Consider the following 26993-nt stretch of genomic DNA (forward strand, 5'->3'; position numbering starts at 1 on the left):
CACCCTCCGGCCATGCTATCGAAGCAGGAGAAATGTCATGAGCAAACTGTTGGACCGCTTCCGTTACTTCAAAACAAAAGGCGACAGTTTCGCCGATGGGCACGGGCAGGTGTACCACACCAACCGCGACTGGGAGGACAGCTACCGTCAACGCTGGCAGTTCGATAAAATTGTGCGATCCACCCACGGCGTTAACTGCACCGGCTCCTGTAGCTGGAAGATTTATGTCAAAAATGGCCTGGTGACCTGGGAAACCCAGCAGACCGACTACCCGCGTACCCGCCCTGACCTGCCTAACCACGAACCACGCGGCTGCCCGCGCGGCGCAAGCTACTCATGGTATCTCTACAGCGCCAACCGCCTGAAATACCCGCTGGTGCGCCGTCGGCTGATCGAACTCTGGCGCGAGGCGCTGGCGCAGCATACCGATCCGGTGCTGGCCTGGGACGCCATTCAGAACGATACGCAGAAAGCGCAGAGCTACAGGAAGGCGCGCGGTAAAGGCGGTTTTATCCGCTCAAACTGGAAAGAGCTTAACCAGCTGATTGCTGCCGCCAACGTCTGGACCATCAAAAACTACGGCCCGGATCGGGTAGCCGGTTTTTCCCCCATCCCGGCCATGTCGATGGTCTCTTATGCCGCCGGTACGCGCTATCTCTCCCTGCTCGGCGGCACCTGCCTGAGCTTCTATGACTGGTATTGCGATCTGCCTCCGGCGTCGCCGATGACCTGGGGCGAACAGACCGACGTGCCGGAATCGGCGGACTGGTACAACTCCAGCTATATCATTGCCTGGGGCTCGAACGTGCCGCAGACGCGTACCCCCGACGCCCACTTCTTTACCGAAGTGCGTTACAAAGGCACCAAGACCGTCGCCATTACGCCGGACTTCTCGGAGGTGGCAAAGCTCAGCGACGAATGGCTGGCCCCCAAACAGGGTACCGACAGCGCCCTTGCCATGGCGATGGGGCATGTGATCCTCAAAGAGTTCCATCTTGATAACCCGAGCGATTACTTCCTCAACTATTGCCGCCGCTACACCGACATGCCGATGCTGGTTCTGCTGGATGAACAGGCTGACGGTCGCGTGGTGCCGGGCCGCATGCTGCGTGCATCGGATCTGGCCGACGGGCTGGGTGAAACCAATAATCCGGAGTGGAAAACCATCGCCTTTGACGTGGCCGGAAATCTGGTGGCGCCGAATGGTTCCATCGGCTTCCGCTGGGGTGAAAAAGGCAAATGGAACCTGGAGTCGCTGGCCGCGGGACAGGAAACCGAGCTGACGCTTTCCCTGCTCATCACCCACGACAGCGTGGCAGACGTGGCCTTCCCTTACTTCGGGGGCAACGAGAACCCGCATTTCCGCAGCGTGAAGCAGGAGCCGGTGCTGACGCGCCGAGTACCGAGTAAAACCCTGACGCTGGCCGACGGCAGCCAGAGACGCGTGGTTAGCGTGTACGATCTGGTGCTCGCAAACTACGGCCTCGATCGCGGTCTGGAAGACAGTAACGCGGCGACAAACTACGCCGAGATAAAAGCCTACACCCCGGCCTGGGGCGAACAAATTACCGGCGTCCCCGCTTATCTGATAGAAAAAATCGCCCGTGAATTTGCCGACACGGCGCATAAGACCCACGGACGGTCGATGATCATTCTCGGGGCCGGTGTGAACCACTGGTACCACATGGACATGAACTACCGCGGGATGATCAACATGCTGGTCTTCTGCGGCTGCGTCGGGCAGAGCGGCGGCGGCTGGTCGCACTATGTCGGCCAGGAAAAGCTGCGCCCGCAAACCGGCTGGCTGCCGTTGGCCTTCGCGCTGGACTGGAACCGTCCGCCGCGCCAGATGAACAGCACATCGTACTTTTACAACCACGCCAGCCAGTGGCGCTATGAGAAGCTCACCGCAAGGGAGTTGCTTTCTCCCCTCGCGGACGCATCGAAGTTTACCGGTCACCTGATTGATTTCAACGTCCGCGCCGAGCGTATGGGCTGGCTCCCTTCCGCGCCGCAGCTCAACCTCAACCCGCTGCACGTGAAAGCTCGCGCCGACGCCGCCGGGATGTCGCCGCAGGATTACACCGTGCAGGCGTTAAAATCGGGTGATATTCGCTTCGCCTGCGAACAGCCGGACAACGGCAAGAACCACCCGCGCAACCTGTTCGTCTGGCGTTCTAACCTGCTCGGTTCGTCCGGGAAAGGACATGAATACATGCTGAAATACCTGCTTGGCACCGAGAGCGGTATTCAGGGTGAGGATTTAGGCTCAACGGACGACGTGAAACCTGAAGAGGTGGAATGGCAAACCGCCGCCATTGAGGGCAAGCTGGATCTGCTGGTGACGCTTGATTTCCGTATGTCCAGCACCTGCCTGTTCTCGGATATCGTCCTGCCCACCGCCACCTGGTATGAAAAAGACGATATGAATACCTCGGACATGCATCCGTTTATTCACCCGCTCTCCGCCGCCGTTGACCCGGCGTGGGAGTCCCGCAGCGACTGGGAGATTTACAAGGGCATCGCCAAAGTCTTCTCTGAAGTGTGCGTCGGACATCTCGGCACCGAAACTGACGTGGTGCTACAGCCGCTACAGCATGACTCCCCGGGGGAGCTGTCGCAGCCTTTTGATATTCTGGACTGGCGCAAAGGCGAGTGCGATCTGATCCCCGGCAAAACCGCGCCAAACATTGCAGTCGTCGAGCGCAACTATCCGGAAACCTACGAGCGCTTTACGGCGCTTGGCCCGCTGCTGGACACGCTCGGCAACGGCGGAAAAGGCATATCGTGGAACACCAAGAATGAGGTCGATTTCCTCGGCAAGCTCAACTACGTCAAGCTCGACGGCCCGGCCAAAGGCCGTCCGCGCATTGAAACCGCCATTGATGCTTCAGAGGTGATCCTGGCTCTTGCGCCGGAAACTAACGGTCAGGTCGCGGTCAAAGCCTGGGAGGCCCTCGGCGAACTGACCGGGCGCGATCACACCCATCTGGCGCTGAACAAAGAAGACGAGAAAATCCGCTTCCGCGATATTCAGGCGCAGCCGCGCAAAATTATCTCCAGCCCAACGTGGTCCGGCCTTGAGAGCGAGCACGTGTCGTATAACGCAGGCTATACCAACGTTCACGAGCTGATCCCGTGGCGCACGATTTCCGGCCGCCAGCAGCTGTATCAGGATCACGCCTGGATGCGCGCCTTCGGTGAAAGTCTGGTGGCCTATCGTCCACCGATTGATACCCGCAGCGTCACCCATATGCGCGAGATCCCGCCGAATGGCTACCCTGAAAAAGCGCTTAACTTTCTGACGCCGCACCAGAAATGGGGCATTCATTCCACCTACAGCGAAAACCTGCTGATGCAGACCCTGTCGCGCGGCGGGCCCATCGTCTGGATCAGCGAAACCGACGCGCGCGAGCTGGGCATTGAGGACAACGACTGGATTGAAGCCTTCAACGCCAACGGCGCCCTCACCGCCCGCGCGGTGGTCAGCCAGCGCGTGCCGCCGGGCATGACCATGATGTACCACGCTCAGGAGCGAATCCTGAACATTCCGGGTTCAGAAGTAACCGGACGGCGCGGCGGGATCCACAACTCGGTTACCCGCGTCTGCCCGAAACCGACCCACATGATCGGCGGCTACGCGCAGCTGGCGTACAGCTTCAACTATTACGGCACCGTCGGCTCGAACCGCGACGAGTTCATCATGATCCGCAAAATGAAAAACATTAACTGGCTGGACGGCGAAGGTCGGGATCAAGTACAGGAGGCGAAAAAATGAAAATACGCTCACAGGTTGGCATGGTACTGAATCTCGATAAATGCATTGGCTGCCACACCTGCTCGGTCACCTGTAAGAACGTCTGGACCGGGCGCGAAGGGATGGAGTACGCGTGGTTTAATAACGTCGAAACCAAACCCGGCATCGGCTATCCGAAAAACTGGGAAGATCAGGATGAGTGGCAAGGCGGCTGGATCCGTGGTATTCACGGCAAGCTGACCCCACGCCTCGGCGGAAAAATGGGCGTCCTGTCGAAAATTTTCGCCAACCCCGTGTTGCCGCAGATTGACGATTACTATGAACCTTTCACCTTCGATTACCAGGATCTGCACCGCGCCCCGGAGGGGGATCACCTCCCTACCGCCCGCCCACGTTCGCTGATCGACGGTAAGCGGATGGATAAGATCGTCTGGGGACCAAACTGGGAGGAGCTGCTGGGCGGCGAGTTCGAAAAACGCGCCCGCGACCGCAACTTCCAGAAGATCCAGAAGGAGATGTACGGTCAGTTTGAAAACACCTTCATGATGTACCTGCCGCGCCTGTGCGAGCACTGCCTGAACCCGAGCTGCGTCGCCACCTGCCCGAGCGGTGCAATTTACAAGCGCGAAGAGGACGGCATTGTGCTGATCGACCAGGACAAATGCCGCGGCTGGCGTCTGTGCATTAGCGGCTGTCCGTACAAAAAAATCTACTTCAACTGGAAAAGCGGCAAGTCAGAGAAGTGCATCTTCTGCTATCCGCGCATCGAGTCCGGCCAGCCGACTGTCTGCTCGGAAACCTGCGTCGGACGCATCCGCTATCTCGGGGTGCTGCTGTATGACGCAGACCGCATTGAAGAGGCGGCCAGCACCGAGCATGAAACCGATCTGTATGAGCGCCAGTGCGACGTGTTCCTTAATCCGAACGATCCGGCGGTGATTGAGGAAGCGCTGAAACAGGGTATTCCGCAGAACGTCATCGACGCAGCGCAGCGTTCCCCGGTTTACAAAATGGCGATGGACTGGAAGCTCGCCCTGCCGCTACACCCGGAATACCGCACCCTGCCGATGGTCTGGTATGTGCCGCCGCTGTCACCGATTCAGTCCTACGCGGACGCGGGTGGTCTGCCGCAGAGCGACGGCGTACTGCCTGCGGTAGAAAGCCTGCGCATCCCGGTGCAGTACCTGGCAAACATGCTCAGCGCGGGCGATACCGGCCCGGTGCTGCGCGCCCTGAAGCGCATGATGGCAATGCGTCACTACAAGCGCTCCCAGACCGTGGAAGGCGTGACCGATACCCGCGCCATTGAAGAGGTCGGCCTGACCGAAGCGCAGGTTGAAGAGATGTACCGCTATCTGGCGATTGCCAACTACGAAGACCGCTTCGTGATCCCCACTAGCCACCGCGAAATGGCACGCGACGCTTTCCCGGAGAAAAACGGCTGCGGCTTCACCTTCGGCGACGGCTGTCACGGCTCCGACACAAAATTCAACCTCTTCAACAGCAGCCGCATCGATGCGATCAACATCACCGAAGTGCGCGATCACGGGGAGGGAGAGTAATGCAAATCCTCAAAATCATCGCGCTGCTCATTGAGTATCCCGATGAGCTGCTGTGGGAAAACCGTGACGAAGCGCTTTCCCTGGTGGAACAGGATGCGCCCATGCTGCTGCCGTTTGCGCAGCAGCACCTGAGCGCCCCGCTGCTGGATAAGCAGGCCGAATGGTGTGAAGTCTTCGAGCGGGGACGCGCAACGTCGCTGCTGCTGTTCGAGCACGTTCACGCCGAGTCGCGCGATCGCGGTCAGGCGATGGTCGACCTGATGAGCCAGTATGAGAAAGCCGGGCTGGAGCTGGATTGCCGCGAGCTGCCGGACTATCTGCCGCTCTATCTGGAATATCTCAGTATCGTCAGCGACGACGAGGCACGTGAAGGGCTGCAAAACGTCGCGCCTATACTGGCGCTGATTGGAGGCCGCCTGAAACAGCGCGAGGTCGCGCATTACCAGCTGTTTGACGCCCTGCTGTCGCTGGCGGAAACACGGCTTTCCAGCGACAGCGTGGCGAAACAGGTGTCCGGTGAAATACGGGATGATACCCGTCAGGCGCTGGACGCCGTGTGGGAAGAGGAACAGGTCAAGTTTATCGAAGACAACGCCACATCGTGCGACAGTTCGCCGATGCAGCAATATCAACGACGCTTTAGCCAGGACGTCGCGCCGCAGTACGTGGACGTCAGCGCCGGAGGCCCAAAATGACTCATTACCTGAACGTGTTTTTCTATGACATTTATCCGTACATCTGCGCCACCGTCTTTTTCCTTGGCAGCTGGCTGCGCTACGACTACGGGCAGTACACCTGGCGCGCCTCGTCGAGCCAGATGCTCAGCAAGCGCGGGATGAACTGGGCTTCGAACCTGTTTCATATCGGCATTCTGGGGATCTTCTTCGGGCACCTGTTCGGCATGTTAACCCCGCACTGGATGTACGCCTGGTTTTTACCCATCGCGGTTAAACAGCAGTTAGCCATGATTGCGGGGGGTATTTGCGGGGTGCTAACGCTGATTGGCGGCTCTATGCTGCTGATCCGCCGCCTGTTCAACCAGCGGGTGCGCGCCACGTCCACCACGCCGGATATTATCATCATGAGTATCCTGCTGCTTCAGTGCATCCTTGGGCTGTCGACCATTCCTTTCTCCGCCCAGTATCCTGACGGAAGCGAGATGATGAAGCTGGTCGGCTGGGCGCAGGGGATCGTGACGTTTAAGGGAGGCTCGTCGGAAATGCTGAGCGGCGTCGCGCCGATCTTCCGCGTGCATCTGGTGCTGGGGATGACGATCTTCCTTATCTTCCCGTTCACCCGCCTGGTGCACGTGTGGAGCGCGCCGTTTGAGTATTTTACCCGTCGCTATCAGGTTGTGAGATCGCGCCGTTGATTTTGTCGGGTGGCGGCTACGCCTTATTCCACCTACGTTCACACTCCCGTAGGCCCGGTAAGGCGTAGCCGCCACCGGGCTATTTCCCCGCCTGCGGATGCGTATCAAACCCCGCCATCACGGCCGTCAGCTCTGCCAGGGTAAAGCCGTGCTTCGGGTCATCAACGCCCAGGCCAAACCGCGCCTGCATCAGCTGATACAGCGCCTCCGCATCCGGCAAATGGATCTGCTCTTCCACATGACCGTTCTGCCAGTGGGTAAAATTAAAGTTGGTCAGCGTTAGCTTGCCCCCGTCCGGCAGGTGGCGACACATCAGCAGGTGATGACGGAAATGGGACTGCGGCCAGTGCGCCGACCAGAAGTTTCCCATCACGTAATCGTTGAAGTACTGGGTCGCCAGGTCAAAATGATACATCGACTGCCAGTGGTCGTGATGGCGGAATTGCAGTATCCAGTCGTTACCCTCGCTCAGCAAACGATAACGCCCGTGCGGGGTTTCCTGTTCCTCGTTGGCGATCAAACGAATCGGCGCCGTCAGCGTTTGTCCGCCAAATCCCACATCGGCGATCCAGCGCTCGCCGTTCAGCTCAACCAGCAGCAACCGGTGCGTACGCGGCGGCATCTGCGACGGATTGGCCAGCACAACCCGCCCCAGCACGCTGCGCACCGTAAACCCGACTTCGCGCAATACCCGCTCAAACAAGCCGTTTTGCTCGAAGCAATACCCCCCTCGACGTGCGGTGACCAGTTTATCCACCAGACACCCGTCGTCCAGATGGATTTCCCGCGGCAAAACGACGTCGATATTTTCGAAGGGGATCGCGCAGTTATGGTGTAAATGCAGCCCCCGCAGGGTATCGATATTAACCTGTACGGGCTGCTGCCAGCCCGTGCGGGCAAAATAAGCACTCAGAAATGGGGACATGATTTGCTCCAGGAGGTGATATCCCCTGTTTATAAACTATTTTCCCTTTTGCATATGCGTAAAAGTGCTTTTTCGTCATACTCATCGTGTACACGAGGAGATCCTATGAGCCACTTTCGCCCTGTTGAATTACGTCACGCCAGCCGCCTTCTGAATCACGGTCCAACCGTGCTCATCACCAGCCGGGATGAGACCATCGATCGTCGCAATGTCATGGCCGCCGCATGGTCTATGCCGGTGGAATTTGAACCCCCGCGTATCGCGATTGTGGTAGACAAAAGCGCGTGGTCACGGGAGTTGATCGAACGCAGCGGGAAATTCGGCATTGTGATCCCCGGCGTGGCGGCAGCCAACTGGACCTGGGCGGTCGGCAGCGTCAGCGGGCGCGACGAAGATAAATTTAACTGCTACGGGATCCCGGTTATTTATGGCCCTGAGCTTGACCTGCCGGTTATAGAAGAAAAATGTCTGGCTTGGATGGAGTGCCGGTTATTACCTGTCACCTCTGCGGCAGAGAAATATGACACCCTGTTTGGCGAAGTGGTTTCCGCCGCGGCGGATGAACGCGCATTTGTCGCCGGACGCTGGCAGTTTGACGGGGATAAGCTGAATACGTTGCATCACATGGGAGCGGGTACGTTTGTTGCGAGCGGGAAAATGGTGAAGGCGCTGGAATGATTTTTTAATTATACCCATATGAATTATATAAAATTTCTATGGCATTTTATGTTTATCATGACGATGTTAAACGGAGGATATTTCAGAAGCTGTTGCATAAACAATCTTTCGTAAAGGAAATATCCATGTCATGGAACAAAGATGGCGCAATATCATATGCGAAATCACACGCGCAACCCAGCAGCACGGGTTATTGTGCTCGTTACGTAACAGAAGCGATCAGAGCGGGTGGTCGATTAAAAATCCCCAACACGCGTCTGGCAAAAGATATGGGGCGCACATTAGTCAATGCAGGCTTTCACCTGGTATATGATCAACCCCATGCTGGTGACGTCGCAGTTATCCAAAATATAGTTGGTCATGATAGCGGTCACGTTTGTATATACGATGGTCAACAGTGGATCAGCGATTTTGTGCAACGCACCATGTATCCTGGGCAGGCTTACCGCAACATACAACCTCATTACGAACTGTTCAGGCATGATTAATGAAACCACTCTACTTTTTACTTTTCGCCCTGTCTCCGCTCGCGGCCGCAGAAAATATTTATGCACCGGGTCAGGCGGCACTTAAATTCAATCAATGGTATATAGCGCAGTTAGATCAGAACAAACCGCCCGTACTCAATCCAGACATTATGAATGATTACGTGGCCTCAGGGACCATTGCAGCAATTAAAGAAATGTACTCTGGCGACAGTAACGACAAAGATATGCCCGATGCGGATATGTTTATCAAAGCGCAGGACTGGGATGATGACTGGAATCAGATAACCGTCTTACATTCTGATTTTGACGCCGTTTGCACAAATGTCTATGTCGCATTTGGTAAGAAGCAAGATCATGTTATTGCAGATTGTCTCGTTGAAGAGCAAGGAAAATGGAAAGTGCGATCGGCGACGCTAATTAAGTAACAGGCATAAACTCCCTGTCGTAATAATAAAGGCACATGGTAGCCAAATGACTACCATGCGCAATTAATCAACTCTTCACACGCTTCGCAATGATCTCATCCGCCACATTCCGCGGAGCTTCCGCAAAATGATGGAATTCCATCGTATACGTCGCGCGCCCCTGGGACATCGAGCGCAGCGTGGTGGCATAACCAAACATCTCAGCCAGCGGGACGTCAGCGCGAATAATCTGGCTGCCGTACTGCTCTGCCATCCCCTGCACCAGGCCGCGACGGGAGGAGAGATCGCCCATAATGTTCCCGGCATACTCTTCCGGCGTTTCCACCTCAACGTGCATGACCGGCTCAAGAATAACCGGGTCCGCCCGCCGTGCGCCCTCTTTGAAGCCGAGGATCGCCGCCATGCGGAAGGCCATCTCCGAGGAGTCAACGTCATGGTAAGAACCAAACGTCAGGGTCGCTTTCACATCCACCACCGGATAGCCCGCCAGCACACCCGTATTCATGGCTTCTCGCAAGCCTTTTTCCACCGACGGGATGTACTCCCGCGGCACCACCCCGCCTTTGGTGGCATCTTCAAACACAAAACCACTCCCGGCTGCTAACGGCTCAAGGCTCAGGACCACATGACCGTACTGCCCTTTCCCGCCGGACTGTCGGACAAATTTACCTTCTATATCTTTCACCGCTTTACGCAGGGTTTCACGGTAGGTGACCTGCGGACGACCAATGTTCGCCTCAACGCCAAACTCGCGCTTCATACGGTCGACGATGATCTCCAGATGCAGCTCGCCCATCCCGGAGATAATCGTCTGACCGGACTCTTCGTCCGTGTGCAGGCGGAACGACGGATCTTCCGCCGCCAGGCGCTGTAGAGCGATCCCCATTTTCTCCTGATCGGCCTTGGTTTTCGGCTCAATCGCCAGCGAAATAACCGGATCCGGGAACTCCATCCGTTCAAGGGTGATCACCGCATTCGGGTCGGTCAGCGTGTCACCGGTGGTGACGTCTTTCAGCCCGACACAGGCTGCGATATCCCCTGCGCGCAGCTCGTCCACCTCATGGCGATCGTTGGCATGCATCAGCACGATGCGCCCGATACGCTCTTTTTTGCCCTTCACCGGGTTGTACACCGCGTCGCCTTTACGCAGTATGCCGGAATAGACGCGGATGAAGGTCAACTGGCCGACGTACGGATCGCTCATCAGCTTGAAGGCCAGCGCCGAGAACGGTTCATCATCGCTTGGGTGGCGCTCGGCGTGCTGTCCGTCTTCGTCTACCCCATCAATAGCGGGCACGTCCAGTGGAGACGGCATCAATTCAATCACCGCGTCGAGCATGCGCTGCACGCCCTTGTTCTTGAAAGCGCTGCCGCACAGCATGGGCTGTATTTCACCGGAGATAGTCCGGATCCGCAGTCCTTTGATGATTTCCGCTTCATCCAGTTCGCCCGTCTCAAGATACTTATCCATAAGCTCATCGCTGGCTTCTGCCGCAGACGAGACCATTTTTTCTCGCCACGTCTGGGCGGTACTCAGCAGATCGTCAGGCACCGGCGCGTAGCTAAATGCCATGCCCTGCGTCGCATCGTCCCACAGAATGGTGCGCATCTTGATGAGATCCACCACGCCGGTGAAGTGTTCTTCTGCCCCCACGGGGATCACAATCGGGACAGGATTGGCTTTCAGCCGCTCCTGCATCATCCGCACCACGCGGAAGAAATCTGCGCCCGGGCGGTCCATTTTGTTGACGAATGCCAGACGCGGAACATGATATTTATTCGCCTGACGCCAGACGGTTTCCGACTGCGGCTGCACGCCACCGACGGAGTCATAGACCATTACCGCGCCGTCGAGCACACGCATGGAACGTTCCACCTCAATGGTGAAATCCACGTGCCCGGGGGTGTCGATAATATTGATGCGGTGCGGTTCAAAGCCTCTGTCCATACCAGGCCAGAAACAGCTTACCGCCGCCGACGTAATGGTGATCCCGCGCTCCTGCTCCTGCGCCATCCAGTCGGTGGTTGCCGCGCCATCGTGTACTTCACCCAGCTTGTGGCTCATCCCGGTGTAAAACAGGATGCGCTCAGTGGTGGTTGTTTTGCCGGCATCGATATGCGCGGAGATACCGATGTTGCGATAACGTTCGAGTGGAATGGGTCGGGGCATGATATTTCCTTAAGTCTTCAAGACTGGTTTGTGACGACCGGGATGGTCGCGTATTCGTTCGTTTGTTATAATAGTCCCATTGTACGAGTATTATCGAACTATTTTTTAACGGTTGACCTATTGTTGATATAGCTCAATCTCACGCGAGACGCAGGAAAACGATGATCCCAAACCACCCGGAACCTGAACAAATAGTGTTGGAAAATGTGCTGTTCGCCCTCGGCAACCCGCTGCGATTAGCGATTATTCGCAGGCTGGCCGACGGCAGCGAACTGAGCTGTAACGCGCTGCGCCCGGAAGAGGTGGTGAAATCCACTATGACTCACCACTGGCGCGTGCTGCGCGACAGCGGCGTGATCTGGCAGCGCCCGCAGGGGCGCGAGAATATGATTTCACTGAGAAGAGAGGATCTGGACGCCCGCTTTCCGGGACTGCTGGCGATCCTGCTCCAGGCTAAGTAGCGGCAGCGTCCTCAAGACGATAAACCGGAATGCGCCGTGTTGTTCCGGTAAGGGTGTCGAACACCTCTGTATCGGACGTCACTATTCTCATCCCCGTCTTCCTTAACCGCTGCACGTCGGCGGCTATGCGCTGGAGGCCAAACCAGAAAAGCCCGTCAAGCGCGGTGACCGCAAGCCCCTGTTCCAGCGCCAGCTGGAGGCGCTCGCGGGGGGCTTTCACCTGCTGAGCGATTTGCCGGTAAGGCACTTCCGAACCGCCGGAGGCATCGATCCGCTGAATACGGGTCTTCAGGTGGTAGGTAAATTCATCTGGAATGCCGTTCAAATCCTGTTTAAGGCTGTAAACGCAGCCAAACCGCTTGCCGTTGAACAGGACATTTTTTTGACTGAGCTGGAACTCATTTCTGATGCCATCAATCAGCTGCGGTGCACGGGTAAGAAGTAACCGGAAGGGAAGCTCAAAGCTGGTCACATAATCCACGTTCAGCAGCGCGAGACGCAGCCGCTCTTCTGCCCCGGATTTCTGGTCATGACACTCGCGCATCACCTCGGCCCACTGGCGCGTCAGCCGTTCCGGCTCGCCGGCTTCGGTGAGGAGGTATTTTTCTAGATGATAATCGACTCTTCCGGTCATGTGGGGCATCCCGTCAATGTGGATGCGGTAATTCTATCCAGCGCGGCAGGATTTATAAAGGGCGGAGCGCACCAGCATCCGCCCTGACCGACTACTGCTGGATACTCGACCGGTCCGAAATATCGCTGGCAGATAAGGTTCTTGCAGTAGACGCGACCTGTTTTTTGCGTTTATACCGGTCCGGCTGGCCTTCAGGGCGGGTTTTGAACCGGCGATGCAGCCACATATATTGCTCAGGCGCCATCATCACGGCGCGCTCAATCGCTCTGTTCATTTGCGTGGCCACCGACGCTTTATCGCCTCCCTGCAAGGTATCGCTGATATCTTCCAGAATAAGCAGCTCATACCCTGTGCCATCTGCTTTTCGGCGCGGTACAAACGGGATCACGGCCGGTCTGGCACTTTTCACCAGCATGTAGCTCCCGGCAGTTGTCGCGGCGTCCGGGACGGCAAAAAACGGCACAAACACGCTATTCGTTTTGCCATAGTCGTGGTCCGGGGCATACCACAGGATCTCGTTTTGCTTCAGTGCGCGGATCATGCCCTTCAGGTCATAGCGGTCAAGCATGGTTTTATTGGAACGCAGACGACCGCGCGTTTGCAGCCAGTCGAGCAACGCATTATTGTTGGGACGATACACACCAATACCCGCGTTGAGCATGCCAAAGATGCGTGCGCCTAATTCCAGCGTGAGAAAATGCATGCCAATGAGCACCACGCCCCTACCTTGCGCCCGCGCCTGTTCCATATGTTCGTAGCCGGTCACGCTGAAGTGTTTCCGCACGCGCCAGTCAGGCCAGAACCACGCTATCCCGGTTTCGATGACGCCCATTCCAACCGATTCAAAATTACGCTCAAGTAAACGCTCGCGCTCGTCCTCTTTCATATCAGGAAAGCAAAGCTCAAGATTTCGTCTGGCGATCTCCACGCGGCGTGGAAGCAGGCGCATAGCCAGACGCCCAAGCCTGTGACCTGTTTTCAACAGCAGCGGGTACGGAAGCTGAACCGTGCACCAGAGCGCGGCAATGCCTGCCCAGCTGAGCCAGTAACGAGGATGAATAAAGGCGAGTGAAAACTGAGGTAATTTTGTCATGGAAAAATTATCCTTTTACTAATTTGTACTTAATCTGGTGCAGTTGCAGTGCTTACCTGCTGATTTAACGAATATTGTTCGGAAGGATGAATTGTAGCGGAATCGTTATGGTTTTTATTATCGATTTTTGCGAAAGGGAATAAAAGTGGGGATCGCCGGGTGATATTGCACCACCCGGCAGGCAAGTTACATCGAATAGCCGGGCTTCTTAATCAGTTCATCCAGTTTCGGGCCGATCTCGGTATCCCAGACCTGCGCCTTCCAGTCAGCTTCCTGAATCTCCTGAAGCGCCACGGAGATTGAGCGATCTTTGCTGTTCAGATGACGGGCGATCGCTTCGGCGATATCCGCCGCCAGGGCCGTTTTTTGTTCGTCAGTCAGATCGCGTGGAAAACATTTGATATCAACGTGTGGCATGGGCAGGGCTCCTTTTATAGGTGAGCGTTCCACGTTATCAGATTATATCGTTAGCTTTTAGCACCTTGTGCAGTTCCGGCAGCGCGCAGACGGCATCCGCGACGGCGGTAATATTAGGCGTGTTGGTGGCAAACCACTCATGGCGTGGACCCCAGGTACGCGCAACGGCAATATAGACGTCAAGCAGCGTCAGCTGTTTGCCAAACGCAAACGGCGAGGCGCTGAGCTGGCTGTCGAACCACAGATAAAGCGATTTTCGGTACTCAATGCAGTTTTTCTTCAACTGTTCCGGGGCATCAGGCACCCAGCGTTCCGGGTAATCTGCATACGTAAAGGTGGGATAGACGTTCGCCACAAACCAGATGAGCAGGCGCTGAAACTGCTGGCGCTCGGCCTGCCCAACGGGCGGCGCGAGGTCGGGACGTCTGTCGAGCACCATCAGGGCGATCGCCGCGGTTTCCGTCACGATCGCCCCGTTTTCCAGCTCCAGCGTCGGCACCTGGCACAGCGGGTTCAGTTTCAACAGCAATTCGCGCTGCGGGCCGGGCTGGTCAAACCCGTCCACGTTGACGAACTGATACGGGATGTCTGCCAGAGTCAGCATCACTTCACTGATTGCCGATCCCCAGCTAGGTACGCCATAGAGTTTGATCATGTTGCCCCCTCAGGGATGAAAACCCTAAGTGTATACCCGTCATACTTCAAGTTGCAGGTGCGTTGGCTGCATTCACTCACCCCAGTCACGTACTTATGTACGCTCCCGGGGATTCGTTCCCTTGCCGCCTTCCTGTAACTCGAATTATTTAGGGTATAGAGCACCATTAGTAGGTTATCCCGGGCGGATTAACGTCTGAAGACGTCACCGCTTCGCCCGCTTCCCCCCAGCGCGCCAGCACCTTTTGATACTCCCCGCGCTTAATCGCACCGTCCAGCGCAGCCTGCAACGCATACACCAGCCCATTACCTTTTTTGGTTGTGGTGGCGACATAGGCTTTCTTCGGGCCTAAACCCACGACGCGGGTTTTGCCGGTTAACGCGGCTTTGTAGGCCGAAACGGACTGCGGTCCAAAGAACACATCCGCCCTGCCGGACTGAATATAAAGATTGCCTGAGGCGTCGTCGGTCAGGTAAACCGGCAACGCAGGCTCGCGCCCGGCCTTTTTATTCTCTTCGTTCCAGCCCAGCAGAATACGCTCCTGATTGGTGCCAGACCCGACAATCACCTTTTTCCCGGCCAGATCTTTCGCACTGGTGATCGACTGTACGTTGCTGGTGGATTTCACCGAGAAGGCCAGGGAATCGACGCGATAGGTCGCAAAATCGAACTTCTCCTTACGTTGCTCGGTGACGGCGATATTCACCAACGCCACGTCATAGCGCCCGGAAGTGATCCCCAGCGGCCAGTCTTCCCACGCCGTTGGCACCAGCTTCAGCTTCAGCCCCAGACTGCCCGCCAGCAACCGGGCGATATCCGGGTCGCTGCCAATACGGGTGCGGTTATCACTGGCCAGCAGCGCCAGCGGCGGAGAATTCAGGGCTGAAATCGCCACCGTGAGGGTACCCGGCTCAACAAATTTATAGTTCGCCGGGATTTTCGCCACTGCCTGTTGATCAACCGTCACCGGCAGCGGCTGTTCGTTGGCCTTTAAATCAATGCTGGCGTGGCTCGCCGTCGTGAAGACCAGCCCCGCCAGGAGTCCATATTTCATCTGCGCTCCTTACAGCACTTTTGAGAGGAACTGGCGCGTTCGCGGATGAGACGGTCGGTTTAAAACGTCATCGCTGCTGCCCTGCTCCACAATTTTACCGTCGACCATAAATACCACCTGGTCCGCCACTTCCCGGGCAAAGCCGATCTCATGGGTGACCACCACCAGCGTAGTGCCGGAACGGGCGAGTTTTTTAATTACGTCCAGCACTTCGCCAACCAGTTCCGGATCCAGCGCCGAGGTTGGTTCATCAAACAGCATCACGCGCGGGCGCAGCGCCAGCGCGCGGGCAATGGCGATACGCTGCTGCTGGCCGCCGGAGAGGTGACGCGACCAGGCATCGGCTTTATCGCGCAGTCCTACCACATCCAGCAGGCTGTAGGCGTTTTCAACAGCCTCTTTTTTACTGAACTTTTTATGCGCGATGGGTGCTTCAATCAGGTTTTCCAGCACCGTGAGATGCGGAAAAAGATTGAAGTTCTGAAACACGTACCCAACGTTGACGCGCTGTTTGAGGATCTCTTTCTCTTTGAGTTCGTAGAGTTTGTCACCCTGACGGCGATAGCCGATGTAATCCCCGTCAATCTGAATAAAGCCTTCGTCTACGCGCTCCAGATGGTTAATGGCGCGCAGCAGCGTCGATTTTCCCGATCCAGAGGGGCCGAGGATCACCGTCACGGAGCCCGGCGGGATCTCAAGCGTGACGTTATCGAGCGCTTTATGTCGGCCAAAAAACTTACTGACGCCGGTAATGGAAATGTGACCTTCAGGAGAGGCTTGCATGAACAGGCTCCTGTGCTGGCGAAGTGGTGACCGAACGCGAGCGACTCGCCGCCCGGTTCTGGTTTACGGCGGAGCGGCGCTCGCTGCGGGCGAGTCCACGCTCAATAACATGCTGGATGGCAGACAGTACGGTGGTGATCACCAGATACCAGACGGCCCCCACCATCAACAGCGGGATCACCTCCTGGGTGCGGTTGTAGATCATCTGGATCGTGTAGAACAGTTCCGGCATCGCCAGCACGTACACCATCGCCGTCCCTTTGGCGAGGCTGATAATTTCGTTAAACCCGGACGGCAGGATGGTGCGCAGCGCCTGCGGGAGAATTATGCGCACGGTGCGACGCCACGCCGGCAGACCTAGCGCAGCGGCCGCCTCATACTGACCGTGGTCGACCCCAAGGAAGCCCCCGCGAATGATCTCCGCAGTATAGGCGCTCTGCACCAGCGTCAGCCCCACGATGGCGGTAGAAAACTGCCCGAGAACGTTGATGGTTTCAAAGCTGCCCCAGGTAATGTCGGTAAAAGGCACGCCGAGAGAGAGCGTGTCGTAGAGATAGGAGAAGTTATAGAGGATAATCAGCACCACGATCAGCGGCAGCGATCGGAACAGCCAGATGTAACCCCACGCCAGGCTGCTCAACAGCCATGATGACGAGAGCCGCGCCAGCGCCAGCATGCCGCCAATCACCACGCTCAGTACGGTGCTTATCAACGTCAGCAGCAGCGTCTGGCCGACGCCTTCGAGGATCACCGGGTCGAAGAACCAGCGGGCAAATACCGCCCACTCCCAGCGCGGATTAAAGGCCACGGACTGAATCACGACCGCCAGCACAAACAGCGCCACCACGGCGCCAGCAGCGCGCAGCGGATAACGTGCCGGGACCACTTTTATGGTTTCAACGTTGCTCATCGTCGCTCCTTATGCGGTTTTGCTGAGCGCTTCGCGGATCAGCGTCTTGGTGAAACGCAGCCGACCGTCGAACGGCGGCTGGCTGTACTCTTCCGGGTCGCGGTTGAGATCGAACTGCGGCTGATACCCCTGGCTGAGATAGAGCCGCACCGCCTCCGGCTGACGAAACCCCGTGGTCAGGTAGATGTGGCTGTAGCCCGCCAGCACCGCCCGGCGCTCCAGCTCCTGTACCACGCGCGCGGCCAGCCCCTGCTGGCGCAGCGTTTTATTCGTCCAGATACGTTTGATCTCTGCGGTATGTTCGTCGAAGGGCTTATACGCCCCGGTGGCGATGATCTCGCCATCGCGCTCCAGAACGATAAACAGCCCCTGCGGCGCCAGGTACCACTCTGTCAGCTCGACTTCCGCATCCTTTGAAAAGTAGTCGCCGTAACGAGCGGCGTATTCACCAAAAAGCCCCTCGATAATGGGCTGAAGATCGGCATCTTCCGGCGAAACGTCACGAAATTGTTCGCGCATAGCGCCTCCTTAATCGCCCAGACCCGCCGGGTTAACTTCGGAACTGGAGATACGCTCCACGCCTTCCCCCCAGCGGTTCAGCACTTTGTCGTAATCTCCGTTCTTGATCGCGCCGTTCAGCGCGGTTTGAACCGGTTCGACCAGGCCGCTGCCTTTTTTCAGCGTCACCGCGATATGCGCTGCCTTCGGCCAGCCGCCGTCGACGCTGCCGACCAGTTTGGTTTTACCGTTAAGCGCCGCTTTCCAGGCACCGATCACGTTCGGGCCAAAGTAGGCGTCCGCGCGTCCGGACTGAAGCGCCAGCGTTTGGGCCGCGTCGTCTTTGGTGTAGATCGGCGTAAAGGGTTTAAGCCCTTTTTTGAGGTTCTCTTCGTTCCATGCCAGCAGAATGGCCTCCTGGTTGGTGCCGGAACCTACGATGATGCGCAGCCCGGCGATATCCTCTGCCTTCACAAGCGAGTTGATCGGACTGGTGGATTTCACGTAGAAGCCAAGTGAATCCTTGCGGTAGGTGGCGAAGTCGAACTTCTCTTTGCGCGCTTTAGTGACGGTGATGTTGCTAATAGCCGCGTCGTATTTCCCTGAGGCAACCCCCAGCGGCCAGTCCTCCCAGGAGGTGGGCACCACGTTCAGCTCCAGTCCGAGGCTGTCCGATACCAGACGCGCAATGTCGACCTCACTTCCCAGCAGAGTTTTGTTGTCGTCGGAAAAGACCGTCAGCGGCGGTTGATTCAGACCCGCCACCGCCACGGTAAATTTCCCCGGCACGGCAAAGCGATAGTCTTTCGGCAGTTGCGCGATCGCATCGCTGTTTTTGGCGGTATTGATCGGCGTTTTATTGGCCTCAATGCTCACGCCGGTGCCGTTAATATTGACATTCTCTGCCCAGACGGCAGGGGTAAAGGCCAGCGCAAGCGCCAGAATAAGCGATGATTTCTGCATAGCGTTTTTCTCTTTTATTGTTGTGTGAACTGATTTTTGGGCTCGTCTAAGCCCAGACTTTCGCGCAGCGTGGTGCCGGGATAGTCGGTGCGGAACAGGCCACGCGCCTGTAAAACGGGCACCACCTGGTCAACAAAGCGCGGGAAGGTGTCCGGCGTGCCGCCCTGAATGATGAAGCCATCCGCCGCCTTCTCTTCGAACCAGGCCTGTAAACCATCGGCCACCTGCTCCGGTGTGCCGGAAAAACGCGGGCGCGGCGATGCGGCTTCCAGCGCGACCTGACGCAGAGTTAAGTTGCGCTCACGGGCGTTACGCTTGATTTCATCGGTGGTGCTGCGAAAGCTGTTTTTGCCCAAATCGCCAATATCCGGGAACGGCGCGTCGAGGGGATACTGGCTGAAGTCGTGATGCTCGAAATATCGTCCGAGGTAATTCAGCGCATCATTAATGGAGACCAGTGCCGCCGTAGTTTGATACTGGTTTTCTACGTCATCGGCGTCGTTTCCAACAATCACGCTGACGCCCTGGAATATATGTAAATCCCCTGCGCGACGGCCGTGACTTTCCAGCTGCTGTTTAACATCGCGGTAAAAAGCCTGGGCTTCTTCCCGCGTGTCATGGTGGGTAAAGATGGCGTCAGCGTGTTTTGCCGCCAGCTTTTTACCGTCGTCGGACGCACCAGCCTGAAAGACAATCGGACGTCCCTGCGGCGTGCGGCCAATATTCAGCGGGCCGGAAACCTGGAAGAAATCACCGTGGTGATCAAGAGTATGCAGTTTCGACGCATCAAAGAACTGTCCGCTCTCTTTATTGCGGATAAAGGCATCCCCTTCCCAGGAATCCCACAGCCCCTTCACCACGTCGAGATACTCATCGGCAATGCGGTAGCGCAGCGCATGCTCCGGGTGTTTTTCACGTGAGAAGTTCTTCGCTGACCCTTCCAGCGGTGACGTCACCACGTTCCAGCCCGCGCGTCCGTTGCTCAGGTGATCGAGGCTGGCGAACTGGCGTGCAACGGTGAAAGGCTCGCTGTACGAGGTGGATAACGTGCCGACCAGCCCCAGGCGCGAGGTGATACTCGCCAGCGCGGACAACACCGTCAGCGGCTCAAAGCGGTTTAAAAAATGCGGAATGGATTTCTCGTTAATATAAAGGCCGTCGGCCACAAATATAAAGTCGAGCTTGCCCTCTTCTGCTTTTAAAGCCGTTTCTTTAACGAAATCAAAATTAATGCTGGCATCCGCGACCGCCGCGGGATGGCGCCAGGCAGACATATTACCGGATGCACCATGCAAAATGGTCCCCAGCCGCAATTGACGATGTGCAGTCATATTCACCTCAAATTAATTAAACGTGTTGCAGGGCTTTTTCCGCGAGCTGAGCAAAATAGCGGGCAGCGGGTTCGATTAATGCTTCGTCCGGGTTAAATGCCGGGTGATGTAACCCAAACGGACTGTTGCTGCCAATGCTGACAAACGCGCCGGGTATGTTTTGCAGATAGACCGCGAAATCCTCCCCGCCCATGTGCAGTTCCGCATGCCGGGTTTCATATCCCGCTTCGCGCGCGACCGAGGTGGCAAACCCGGCCCAGTGCTCATCGTTCACCAGCGCGGTGGGCCCGGCGTACCAGGTGATGTTGATCTGCGCGCTAAAGGCGCTGGCAAATCCAGCGGCGATTTCACCGACGCGCGCTTTCACGTTCTGCTGCACTTCCGTGCGGTGCGTGCGCAGCGTGCCCTCCAGCTCAACGCTTTCCGGCAGCACATTCCAGGTATTCCCCCCGGCGATGCGCGTCACGCTCAGAACAACCGAATCCAGCGTGTTGACGTTACGGCTGGCTACGCTTTGCAGCGCTGTTACCAGCTGGCTTGCCAGCACGATGGCGTCGTTGCCTTCATGGGGACGTGCGGCATGCGCGCCTTTGCCGGTCACGTGAATAACGAAGCGATCAACGTTGGCATAGAACGGGCCGCCGCGCGTGGCAAACTCGCCGACCGGCAGTGACGGCTCGTTATGCATCCCGAAAATCGCGCGTACGTCGCGTAACGCCCCGGCACGCACCATGCTTTTCGCTCCGCCGAAATTTTCTTCCGCAGGCTGGAACAGGATCCGCACGCGACCGTTGAGCGAGGCTTCCCGCTCTTTCAGCTTTAGCGCGGCGCCGAGGATCACGCTGGTGTGAATGTCGTGTCCGCAGGCATGCATCACCCCGGCACGCCGGGAGCTAAACGGCACCCCGCTGCGCTCGTCGATGGGTAACGCGTCGATATCGGCGCGCAGCGCAACCAGTGCGTTGCCCGTGCCGATCTCCGCAACCAGCCCGGTCTGGAGATCGTAAGGCAGCGGTGCAATCCCGGCTGCCGTCAGCCACTCGCGCAGGCGGGCCGTTGTTTCGACCTCCTGACCGGAGAGTTCAGGGTTCTGGTGCAGCTCACGGCGCCAGGCAATCAGTTGTTCGCTAAAGCTCATACGGTAACCTCCCTGTTAAGACGCACCTCGGCCAGCAGTCGCAGGGACTGCACGCGCGTTGCGCCATCAGCGACCGGCGTGTCGATGATAAATTCGTCAATCCCCCACTGCTGATGCAGCGCGTTGAGCTGTTCAAGCACCGACGCCGCCGTTCCGGCCAGCAGAGACTGCGCCCGACGCGCAATGCGCACCGGTTCACTCCCCGCCTGCCGCGCAAAGGCGTAGGCCTGTTCTTCGCTGGCGACGGTGACGCGCTGTCCGTTTGCCAGCTCCACACCCCACACTTCAACCTTCTGCGCCAGCGCATCGGCCTCAGCCTGGGTTGGGGCAACAATGACCTGCACGGCCACAATCACCTCCCGGACACTGTGTTGACGCCAGGCTGTGACGACCTCGCGCAGCAGCTCAGGATCACCATTCAGATGGGCGGCAAAGACAAAATGCCAGTCGAGGGAGGCCGCCAGCAGCGCGCTTTCGGTACTGGCGCCCAGCAGGAATCCCCGGGCAGGCGCCGGTGGCAGCGGCGTGGCGCGAACGTCCTCCTCCGCTGACTGATTTTCAGGGCGGATCCAGCGATCAAGCTGCGTCAGTTGGTCCGCAAAGCTGCCTTTTTCCTGCGGATTTAGGCCGTACTGCAAGGCGCGGGTAGAGAGCGGCAGACCGCCGGGCGCTTTGCCAACGCCCAGATCAACCCGGCCCGGCGCAATGGCGGCCAGTACGTTAAAATTTTCGGCGACTTTGTAGGGGCTGTAATGTTGCAGCATGACGCCGCCTGAACCCACGCGAATACGCTTTGTTTGCCCGAGGATCCAGGCAATCAGCAGCTCCGGCGAGGGGCTGGCAAGCTGCGGGGTATTGTGGTGTTCGGCAATCCAGAAGCGGTGATAACCCAGCGTTTCTGCCTGTTGCGCCAGTGCTAAGGTTCGCGCCAGCGCATCGGCGGCTGTTTCGTGTTCTGCGACGGGGCTTTTATCCAGAATGCTGATTCGCCATGACATGTTGCGTTCTCGTTTGACTTAACATGTCGTCATTATTAAAGGCGGATTTCACCTCTGAGAAACAATTAATTTACATTTGGATTGCCGGAAAACGGCAATAGAGAGTCTGTCATCGGCGTGATTTAAGCGAGGCAATGAGTCTTTCGGCATCCTGCCGTCGGGTAATGCGGAGAAAGCGAATGTGTTTGTACTGCGGGTTTTGCATATCCGCTTGATAGCGTTTGCGGTTGCTGCGCCAGGTTTTGATCGTCCAGATGATAATAGAGTCCTTGGTAAGGAACGACCGACGAAAGCTTTCGCGGTTCCCCGTGCCGGGCCAGAGCTCCTGTTTGTGCCAGGCGCGTCTGGAGGCCCGCGTCACCGCTTGCCAGAGCGTGCGGATAAACCCACGATCTATCCACACCACCAGATCGACGTCGCGCCACTTAACGTCGCGTGTGCGGTTGTAATTCCCGTCCAGGACCCAGTCAGGCGAGGCGGCGAGCGCTTTTTCCAGGGTTGCAAGAAACTCATCGTCCGGTGTTCCCTGCCAGTTCGCTCGCCAGTAAAGCCTGTCCATCTCAATGTAAGGGATAGCCAGCGCCTCCGCGATTCGCCTGCCAAACGTGCTTTTCCCACTTCCGCTGGTACCTATGATATTGATTTTCACCGTTCCGCCTGCAAATGCTGAAGAAAACGGATCGAATCATAACGTTAATAATTTGTTTACGAAACGCCAGACTACTCGTTCGGATACTGCTCGTCGGTGACCTTCTCCAGCCACGCCACCGGACTCCCGTCGACCGCTTCTGCGATGGCGATATGGGTCATCGCCGTCTGCGCGCTTGCGCCGTGCCAGTGCTTCACGCCGGGTGGGATCCAGGCGATATCCCCCTGATTCAGCGGTTCCGCCTCTTTCCCCCACTCCTGTAACCAGCCGCGCCCCTGCGTCACGATCAGCGTTTGTCCAAGAGGATGCGTATGCCAGGCGGTACGTGCGCCGGGTTCAAAGGTGACGGTCGCGCCACCGACTTTTGCCGGTTCAGTCGCCTGGAAAGGCGCGTCAATGCGCACGCTGCCGGTAAACCAGGCCTCTGGACCCTGAACGGAAGGTAACGAACCGCTACGGATAATTTTCATGATTTACTCCTCGTTTGCTGTTGCGTTAACAGTAGCGTAAAGCCATGGGGAGCATTAGAGTGCATAATCAGAAAGGAACCATGAGTTCAATTCATAAATCGAGTAAGCCGCCATGTTAAAAGACCGGTACGTATTGCGCCGGACATGCGCATGGCGGTTGTCGGGTCAGCAGAGTATTTGCAACGTTTCGGCATACCGAAAACGCCGGAGCAGCTCGATCAGCACCGCTGCATTAATATGCGCCTGCCCACACGCGGCGGATTATATGCCTGGGAATTTGAACGGGACGGACGTGAGCTGCGCGTGCGGGTTGACGGCCAGCTGATCCTCAACAGCCTGCCGCAGCGCATCGATGCCGCCGAAAACGGTCTGGGGCTGGCGTATGTTCCGCAAGATGCGGTTCAGGACGCCCTTGCTAAGGGCCGGTTAGTGGGTGTGCTTGAAGCCTGGTGTCCGGCTTTTACGGGATACCATCTGTATTATCCGAGCCGCCGCCAGCACACTACCGCCTTTGCATTACTTATTGCAGCCCTGCGGCATACATAGTCTCTACCTATAAGTAACTATTAAGTAAACCTGATGATTAAATCAGCATTCGCAGACCTTTTTGCCTAAAAAAACGCCACGATTCAGCGCGTTGTGATCCCCGTCTGCTCTGACCACACGATTTCCTTCGACGTGCATCACTTTCGGCACGGTTATATTTTGCGTCGCTTATCAATTGCGGGTAGGATGCCTCGCCATGTTTTGCCTTATCCATACACAGAATGACTGGAAAGGCAGCATGTGTCTGCGCAGAAGCAATCGTTTGTTTCGGCATCTGCCAGGCAGGACTATCACGTTAATGGTTCAGACAGGCAAACAGGTAACTCAATGAAAACAAGCAATAAAAGCGCAGCCGATCATCATGCTGCGAAACGTCGCTGGTTGAACTCTCATGAAGAGGGCTATCACAAGGCGATGGGCAACCGTCAGGTGCAGATGATCGCCATCGGCGGCGCTATCGGTACAGGTCTGTTTTTAGGTGCAGGCGCACGTCTGCAAATGGCTGGCCCCGCTCTCGCCCTGGTCTATCTGGTGTGCGGGATCTTCTCTTTCTTCATCCTTCGTGCGCTCGGCGAACTGGTACTCCACCGCCCTTCCAGCGGCAGCTTTGTCTCTTACGCCCGCGAGTTTCTTGGTGAAAAAGCCGCGTATGTCGCGGGCTGGATGTACTTCGTTAACTGGGCAATGACCGGTATTGTCGATATCACCGCCGTTGCGCTGTATATGCACTACTGGGGCGCGTTTGGCGATGTGCCGCAGTGGGTGTTCGCCCTCGGAGCGCTGGCAATTGTCGGGACCATGAACATGATCGGCGTGAAATGGTTCGCCGAAATGGAGTTCTGGTTCGCGCTGGTTAAGGTGCTGGCCATTGTGATCTTCCTGGTGGTCGGGACCGTATTCCTCGGCACCGGTAAACCGCTGGACGGTAACGCAACCGGCTTCCACCTGATTACCGATAACGGTGGTTTCTTCCCGCACGGCCTGCTGCCAGCGCTGGTTCTGGTGCAGGGGGTGGTGTTCGCCTTTGCCTCCATCGAACTGGTCGGTACGGCGGCAGGTGAATGCAAAGATCCGCAGACGATGGTGCCAAAAGCCATCAACAGCGTGATCTGGCGTATCGGCCTGTTCTATGTGGGCTCCGTGGTGCTACTGGTTCTGCTGCTGCCGTGGAACGCATACCAGGCGGGCCAAAGCCCGTTTGTAACCTTCTTCTCTAAGCTGGGCGTGCCGTACGTGGGCAGCATCATGAACATCGTGGTACTGACCGCCGCGCTCTCCAGCCTGAACTCCGGACTCTATTCGACGGGCCGTATCCTGCGCTCCATGTCGATGGGGGGCTCTGCGCCGAAGTTTATGTCGAAGATGAGCAAGCAGCAGGTGCCTTACGCGGGTATTCTGGCCACTCTGGTGGTGTATATCTTTGGCGTGTTCCTGAACTATCTGGTGCCGTCTCAGGTGTTTGAGATCGTGCTGAACGTCGCTGCACTGGGCATTATTGCCTCCTGGGCCTTTATTGTGGTGTGTCAGATGCGTCTGCGCAAAGCGATCAAAGAAGGAAAAGCGGCTGACGTCAGCTTCAAGCTGCCGGGCGCACCGGTGACCTCCTGGCTTACCCTGCTGTTCCTGCTGAGCGTGCTGGTGCTGATGGCCTTCGACTACCCGAACGGTACCTACACCATCGCCACAATACCGCTGCTGGCGGTGCTGTTGATTGCTGGCTGGTTTGGCGTTCGTAAACGCGTGAATGAAATCCACAGTACCGCACCGGTTCATCCTGGAGATGACAAACAGGACGGTCCGCTGGTGGAAGAGACGTCGCGTTAATAAAAAAGCCGGGTGGCGGCTTCGCCTTACCCGGCCTGCATTTCATGTTTTTTTTATGCCCGGTAAGCGCACCACCACCGGGCAAATCCCACATCAGAGCGCGATACGAATCACATCGTCAGGCTGGGTCGCTTCCTGCTGACGGGTTGATTTCTGTTTCACCGTTACGTACAGCGTTTTACCGTCCGCAGACAGCGCCAGGCTGTTCGGGTAAACCGGGGTATCGTAGGTCTTGGTCACTTTGTAGGTTTTGGCGTCAATCACGCTCACCTTGCCCGCCTCGCGGTGCGTCACATAGGCTTCGTTACGCGCCGGGTTAAACAGTACGGCCAGCGATTCTGGCGCGGCGATTTTCTGCATCACGCTGCCATCTTTCAGATTCACCACCAGCACTTCTGGCTGTTTTGAATCCGTCACAAACGCACGCTGGCCGACAGTGTCCAGGCTCAGGTTCAGGTAGAAGTGCTCTTTTCCGTCATCCTGCACTTTTTTACGGCTGAGGATTTTGTTGGTTGCCGTATCAATGGTCACCAGCTCGCCGTCCGCATTGGTGGTATACAGGCGTTTTGCCTTCGCATCCAGCGCCAGTCCGGTGCTGAACGTGCCGGTGTTCGTGATAGTGTCCTTCAGCTTCAGCGTTGCGCCATCAACAACCCAGATCACGCTCTCCTTGCCGATGCCGGTAATGTACACCGTATTGGTCGTGTCATCGGCCACCAGCTGGCGCGGCTGAAGCGGCTTCACCGTGTCGCTACGCTTGCGATCGTCCAGCACCAGGCGCCCTTTAACCTCGCTCGTTTTGGCGTCAATCGCCGTCACGGCGCTGTTGACGGTGTTACCGAACCACAGCGTCTGGGTGGCGTTATCGATCGTGGCGCCAAACGGCTTGAGATCGTTATGAATCGCCTGCGTCACTTCCAGCGTGACCGGATCCAGACGATAAACCACGCCGCCCTTATCGGTTTTGCGGCTTTGTGACGTCGCAACCCACAGCGCATTTTCCTGCTGGCTGACGGCCATTTCATACGCGCCCTTGCCGACCGCTTTGCGCAACATCTCTTCAGCGGCATGAACCTGGAACGTACCGGCAAACAGTAAAGAGCCCAACAGCAGAGACCCACGCAGGCGCGGCGAGCACAGATGACGTAAAGACATAACAATTCCTTTTTAAATGAGGAGATTTACCGCTGAC

24 protein-coding genes and 2 pseudogenes are annotated in these 26993 nt (G+C 57.1%); 10 read left to right on the plus strand and 16 right to left on the minus strand.

Annotated elements, in window-relative coordinates; all coding sequences use genetic code 11:
- Window positions 1-37 precede the first annotated feature (37 nt).
- From ACOTXD_RS16260 to narI, 4 genes are read left to right on the plus strand one after another with little or no spacing between them, the layout of a single operon-like run.
- Complete coding sequence (locus ACOTXD_RS16260; RefSeq protein ID WP_421766464.1) at window positions 38-3778, plus strand: nitrate reductase subunit alpha; 3741 nt, start codon at window positions 38-40, stop codon at window positions 3776-3778.
- On the plus strand, window positions 3775-5319 hold the full coding sequence (gene narH, locus ACOTXD_RS16265; RefSeq protein WP_003857031.1) for a nitrate reductase subunit beta: 1545 nt from the start codon (window positions 3775-3777) through the stop codon (window positions 5317-5319). The genes ACOTXD_RS16260 and narH overlap by 4 nt, the downstream gene beginning before the upstream one ends.
- Window positions 5319-6014, plus strand: a complete 696-nt coding sequence (gene narW, locus ACOTXD_RS16270; protein ID WP_023324683.1) for a nitrate reductase molybdenum cofactor assembly chaperone — start codon at window positions 5319-5321, stop codon at window positions 6012-6014. Before narH ends, narW begins: the two co-directional genes overlap by 1 nt.
- Window positions 6011-6691, plus strand: coding sequence for a respiratory nitrate reductase subunit gamma (gene narI, locus ACOTXD_RS16275; RefSeq protein WP_003857027.1), 681 nt, complete (start codon window positions 6011-6013; stop codon window positions 6689-6691). Before narW ends, narI begins: the two co-directional genes overlap by 4 nt.
- A 79-nt stretch (window positions 6692-6770) precedes the next feature.
- On the opposite strand, the gene nhoA is transcribed toward narI, so the two are convergent.
- The gene (gene nhoA, locus ACOTXD_RS16280) at window positions 6771-7616 is read right to left on the minus strand and encodes an N-hydroxyarylamine O-acetyltransferase (RefSeq protein ID WP_003857025.1); all 846 of its coding nucleotides are present in this window, start codon (window positions 7614-7616) and stop codon (window positions 6771-6773) included.
- Between the two features lie 105 nt (window positions 7617-7721).
- On the opposite strand from nhoA, the gene ACOTXD_RS16285 reads away from it, so the two are divergent.
- The 3 genes from ACOTXD_RS16285 to ACOTXD_RS16295 all read left to right on the plus strand — a co-directional run bounded on the left by ACOTXD_RS16285 (window position 7722) and on the right by ACOTXD_RS16295 (window position 9207).
- Window positions 7722-8294, plus strand: a complete 573-nt coding sequence (locus ACOTXD_RS16285) for a flavin reductase family protein (RefSeq protein ID WP_045333073.1) — start codon at window positions 7722-7724, stop codon at window positions 8292-8294.
- 125 nt (window positions 8295-8419) lie between these two features.
- On the plus strand, window positions 8420-8782 hold the full coding sequence (locus ACOTXD_RS16290) for a hypothetical protein (RefSeq protein ID WP_038416106.1): 363 nt from the start codon (window positions 8420-8422) through the stop codon (window positions 8780-8782).
- Window positions 8782-9207, plus strand: a complete 426-nt coding sequence (locus tag ACOTXD_RS16295) for a DUF3828 domain-containing protein (RefSeq protein WP_045894439.1) — start codon at window positions 8782-8784, stop codon at window positions 9205-9207. The genes ACOTXD_RS16290 and ACOTXD_RS16295 overlap by 1 nt, the downstream gene beginning before the upstream one ends.
- Window positions 9208-9274: 67 nt before the next feature.
- Here the strand turns inward: ACOTXD_RS16295 and fusA are convergent, their stop codons facing one another.
- Entirely contained in the window at window positions 9275-11377 is a 2103-nt protein-coding gene (gene fusA / locus ACOTXD_RS16300) for an elongation factor G (protein WP_003857019.1), read from the minus strand.
- Window positions 11378-11538: 161 nt separating this feature from the next.
- Here fusA and ACOTXD_RS16305 point away from each other — a divergent pair, with 161 nt between their 5' ends.
- Window positions 11539-11838, plus strand: a complete 300-nt coding sequence (locus tag ACOTXD_RS16305) for an ArsR/SmtB family transcription factor (RefSeq protein WP_000612740.1) — start codon at window positions 11539-11541, stop codon at window positions 11836-11838.
- On the opposite strand, the gene ACOTXD_RS16310 is transcribed toward ACOTXD_RS16305, so the two are convergent.
- The 13 genes and pseudogenes from ACOTXD_RS16310 to ACOTXD_RS16370 all read right to left on the minus strand — a co-directional run bounded on the left by ACOTXD_RS16310 (window position 11831) and on the right by ACOTXD_RS16370 (window position 23431).
- A complete protein-coding gene (locus tag ACOTXD_RS16310) occupies window positions 11831-12472 on the minus strand; it encodes a hypothetical protein (RefSeq protein WP_023296669.1) in 642 nt (213 codons plus the stop codon). The two genes, ACOTXD_RS16305 and ACOTXD_RS16310, sit on opposite strands and share 8 nt — an antisense overlap.
- Before the next feature lie 91 nt (window positions 12473-12563).
- Window positions 12564-13565 carry a Kdo(2)-lipid IV(A) acyltransferase gene (locus tag ACOTXD_RS16315; protein ID WP_045336328.1) on the minus strand — a complete coding sequence of 334 codons (1002 nt, stop codon included), beginning with the start codon at window positions 13563-13565 and terminating at the stop codon, window positions 12564-12566.
- A 186-nt stretch (window positions 13566-13751) separates the two neighbouring features.
- Complete coding sequence (gene pptA / locus ACOTXD_RS16320; RefSeq protein WP_032609265.1) at window positions 13752-13982, minus strand: tautomerase PptA; 231 nt, start codon at window positions 13980-13982, stop codon at window positions 13752-13754.
- 37 nt (window positions 13983-14019) lie between these two features.
- Entirely contained in the window at window positions 14020-14637 is a 618-nt protein-coding gene (locus tag ACOTXD_RS16325; RefSeq protein ID WP_061856087.1) for a glutathione S-transferase family protein, read from the minus strand.
- Window positions 14638-14803: 166 nt separating this feature from the next.
- Window positions 14804-15691: a transporter substrate-binding domain-containing protein gene (locus ACOTXD_RS16330; RefSeq protein WP_003857009.1), complete on the minus strand. Its 888-nt coding sequence runs from the start codon at window positions 15689-15691 to the stop codon at window positions 14804-14806.
- Between the two features lie 9 nt (window positions 15692-15700).
- The gene (locus ACOTXD_RS16335; protein ID WP_023324688.1) at window positions 15701-16474 is read right to left on the minus strand and encodes an amino acid ABC transporter ATP-binding protein; all 774 of its coding nucleotides are present in this window, start codon (window positions 16472-16474) and stop codon (window positions 15701-15703) included.
- Window positions 16458-17384 (minus strand): amino acid ABC transporter permease, encoded by a 927-nt coding sequence (locus ACOTXD_RS16340; protein ID WP_023324689.1) that lies wholly within the window; start codon window positions 17382-17384, stop codon window positions 16458-16460. The genes ACOTXD_RS16335 and ACOTXD_RS16340 overlap by 17 nt, the downstream gene beginning before the upstream one ends.
- 9 nt (window positions 17385-17393) lie before the next feature.
- Window positions 17394-17903 (minus strand): GNAT family N-acetyltransferase, encoded by a 510-nt coding sequence (locus ACOTXD_RS16345; protein ID WP_003857004.1) that lies wholly within the window; start codon window positions 17901-17903, stop codon window positions 17394-17396.
- A gap of 9 nt (window positions 17904-17912) precedes the next feature.
- Window positions 17913-20176, minus strand: a pseudogene (locus tag ACOTXD_RS16350) (NtaA/DmoA family FMN-dependent monooxygenase).
- Window positions 20177-20192: 16 nt separating this feature from the next.
- Window positions 20193-21314, minus strand: coding sequence for an amidohydrolase (locus ACOTXD_RS16355; protein WP_017382285.1), 1122 nt, complete (start codon window positions 21312-21314; stop codon window positions 20193-20195).
- Entirely contained in the window at window positions 21311-22312 is a 1002-nt protein-coding gene (locus tag ACOTXD_RS16360) for an MsnO8 family LLM class oxidoreductase (protein WP_050870543.1), read from the minus strand. Before ACOTXD_RS16360 ends, ACOTXD_RS16355 begins: the two co-directional genes overlap by 4 nt.
- 109 nt (window positions 22313-22421) lie before the next feature.
- Complete coding sequence (locus ACOTXD_RS16365) at window positions 22422-22961, minus strand: shikimate kinase (RefSeq protein WP_023314199.1); 540 nt, start codon at window positions 22959-22961, stop codon at window positions 22422-22424.
- Between the two features lie 71 nt (window positions 22962-23032).
- A complete protein-coding gene (locus ACOTXD_RS16370) occupies window positions 23033-23431 on the minus strand; it encodes a (R)-mandelonitrile lyase (protein WP_023314200.1) in 399 nt (132 codons plus the stop codon).
- A 126-nt stretch (window positions 23432-23557) separates the two neighbouring features.
- On the opposite strand from ACOTXD_RS16370, the pseudogene ACOTXD_RS16375 reads away from it, so the two are divergent.
- Both ACOTXD_RS16375 and ansP read left to right on the plus strand, forming a co-directional pair.
- A pseudogene (locus ACOTXD_RS16375) lies at window positions 23558-23977 on the plus strand (LysR substrate-binding domain-containing protein); the annotation flags it as partial.
- Between the two features lie 327 nt (window positions 23978-24304).
- On the plus strand, window positions 24305-25801 hold the full coding sequence (gene ansP / locus ACOTXD_RS16380; protein WP_022648235.1) for an L-asparagine permease: 1497 nt from the start codon (window positions 24305-24307) through the stop codon (window positions 25799-25801).
- Window positions 25802-25894: 93 nt separating this feature from the next.
- Here ansP and ACOTXD_RS16385 read toward each other — a convergent pair whose 3' ends face one another.
- Entirely contained in the window at window positions 25895-26956 is a 1062-nt protein-coding gene (locus ACOTXD_RS16385) for a YncE family protein (protein ID WP_023324693.1), read from the minus strand.
- Window positions 26957-26993: the final 37 nt, after the last annotated feature.

The organism is Enterobacter cloacae complex sp. CDL013 (genome assembly GCF_049238805.1).
Taxonomy (GTDB): domain Bacteria; phylum Pseudomonadota; class Gammaproteobacteria; order Enterobacterales; family Enterobacteriaceae; genus Enterobacter; species Enterobacter hormaechei_C.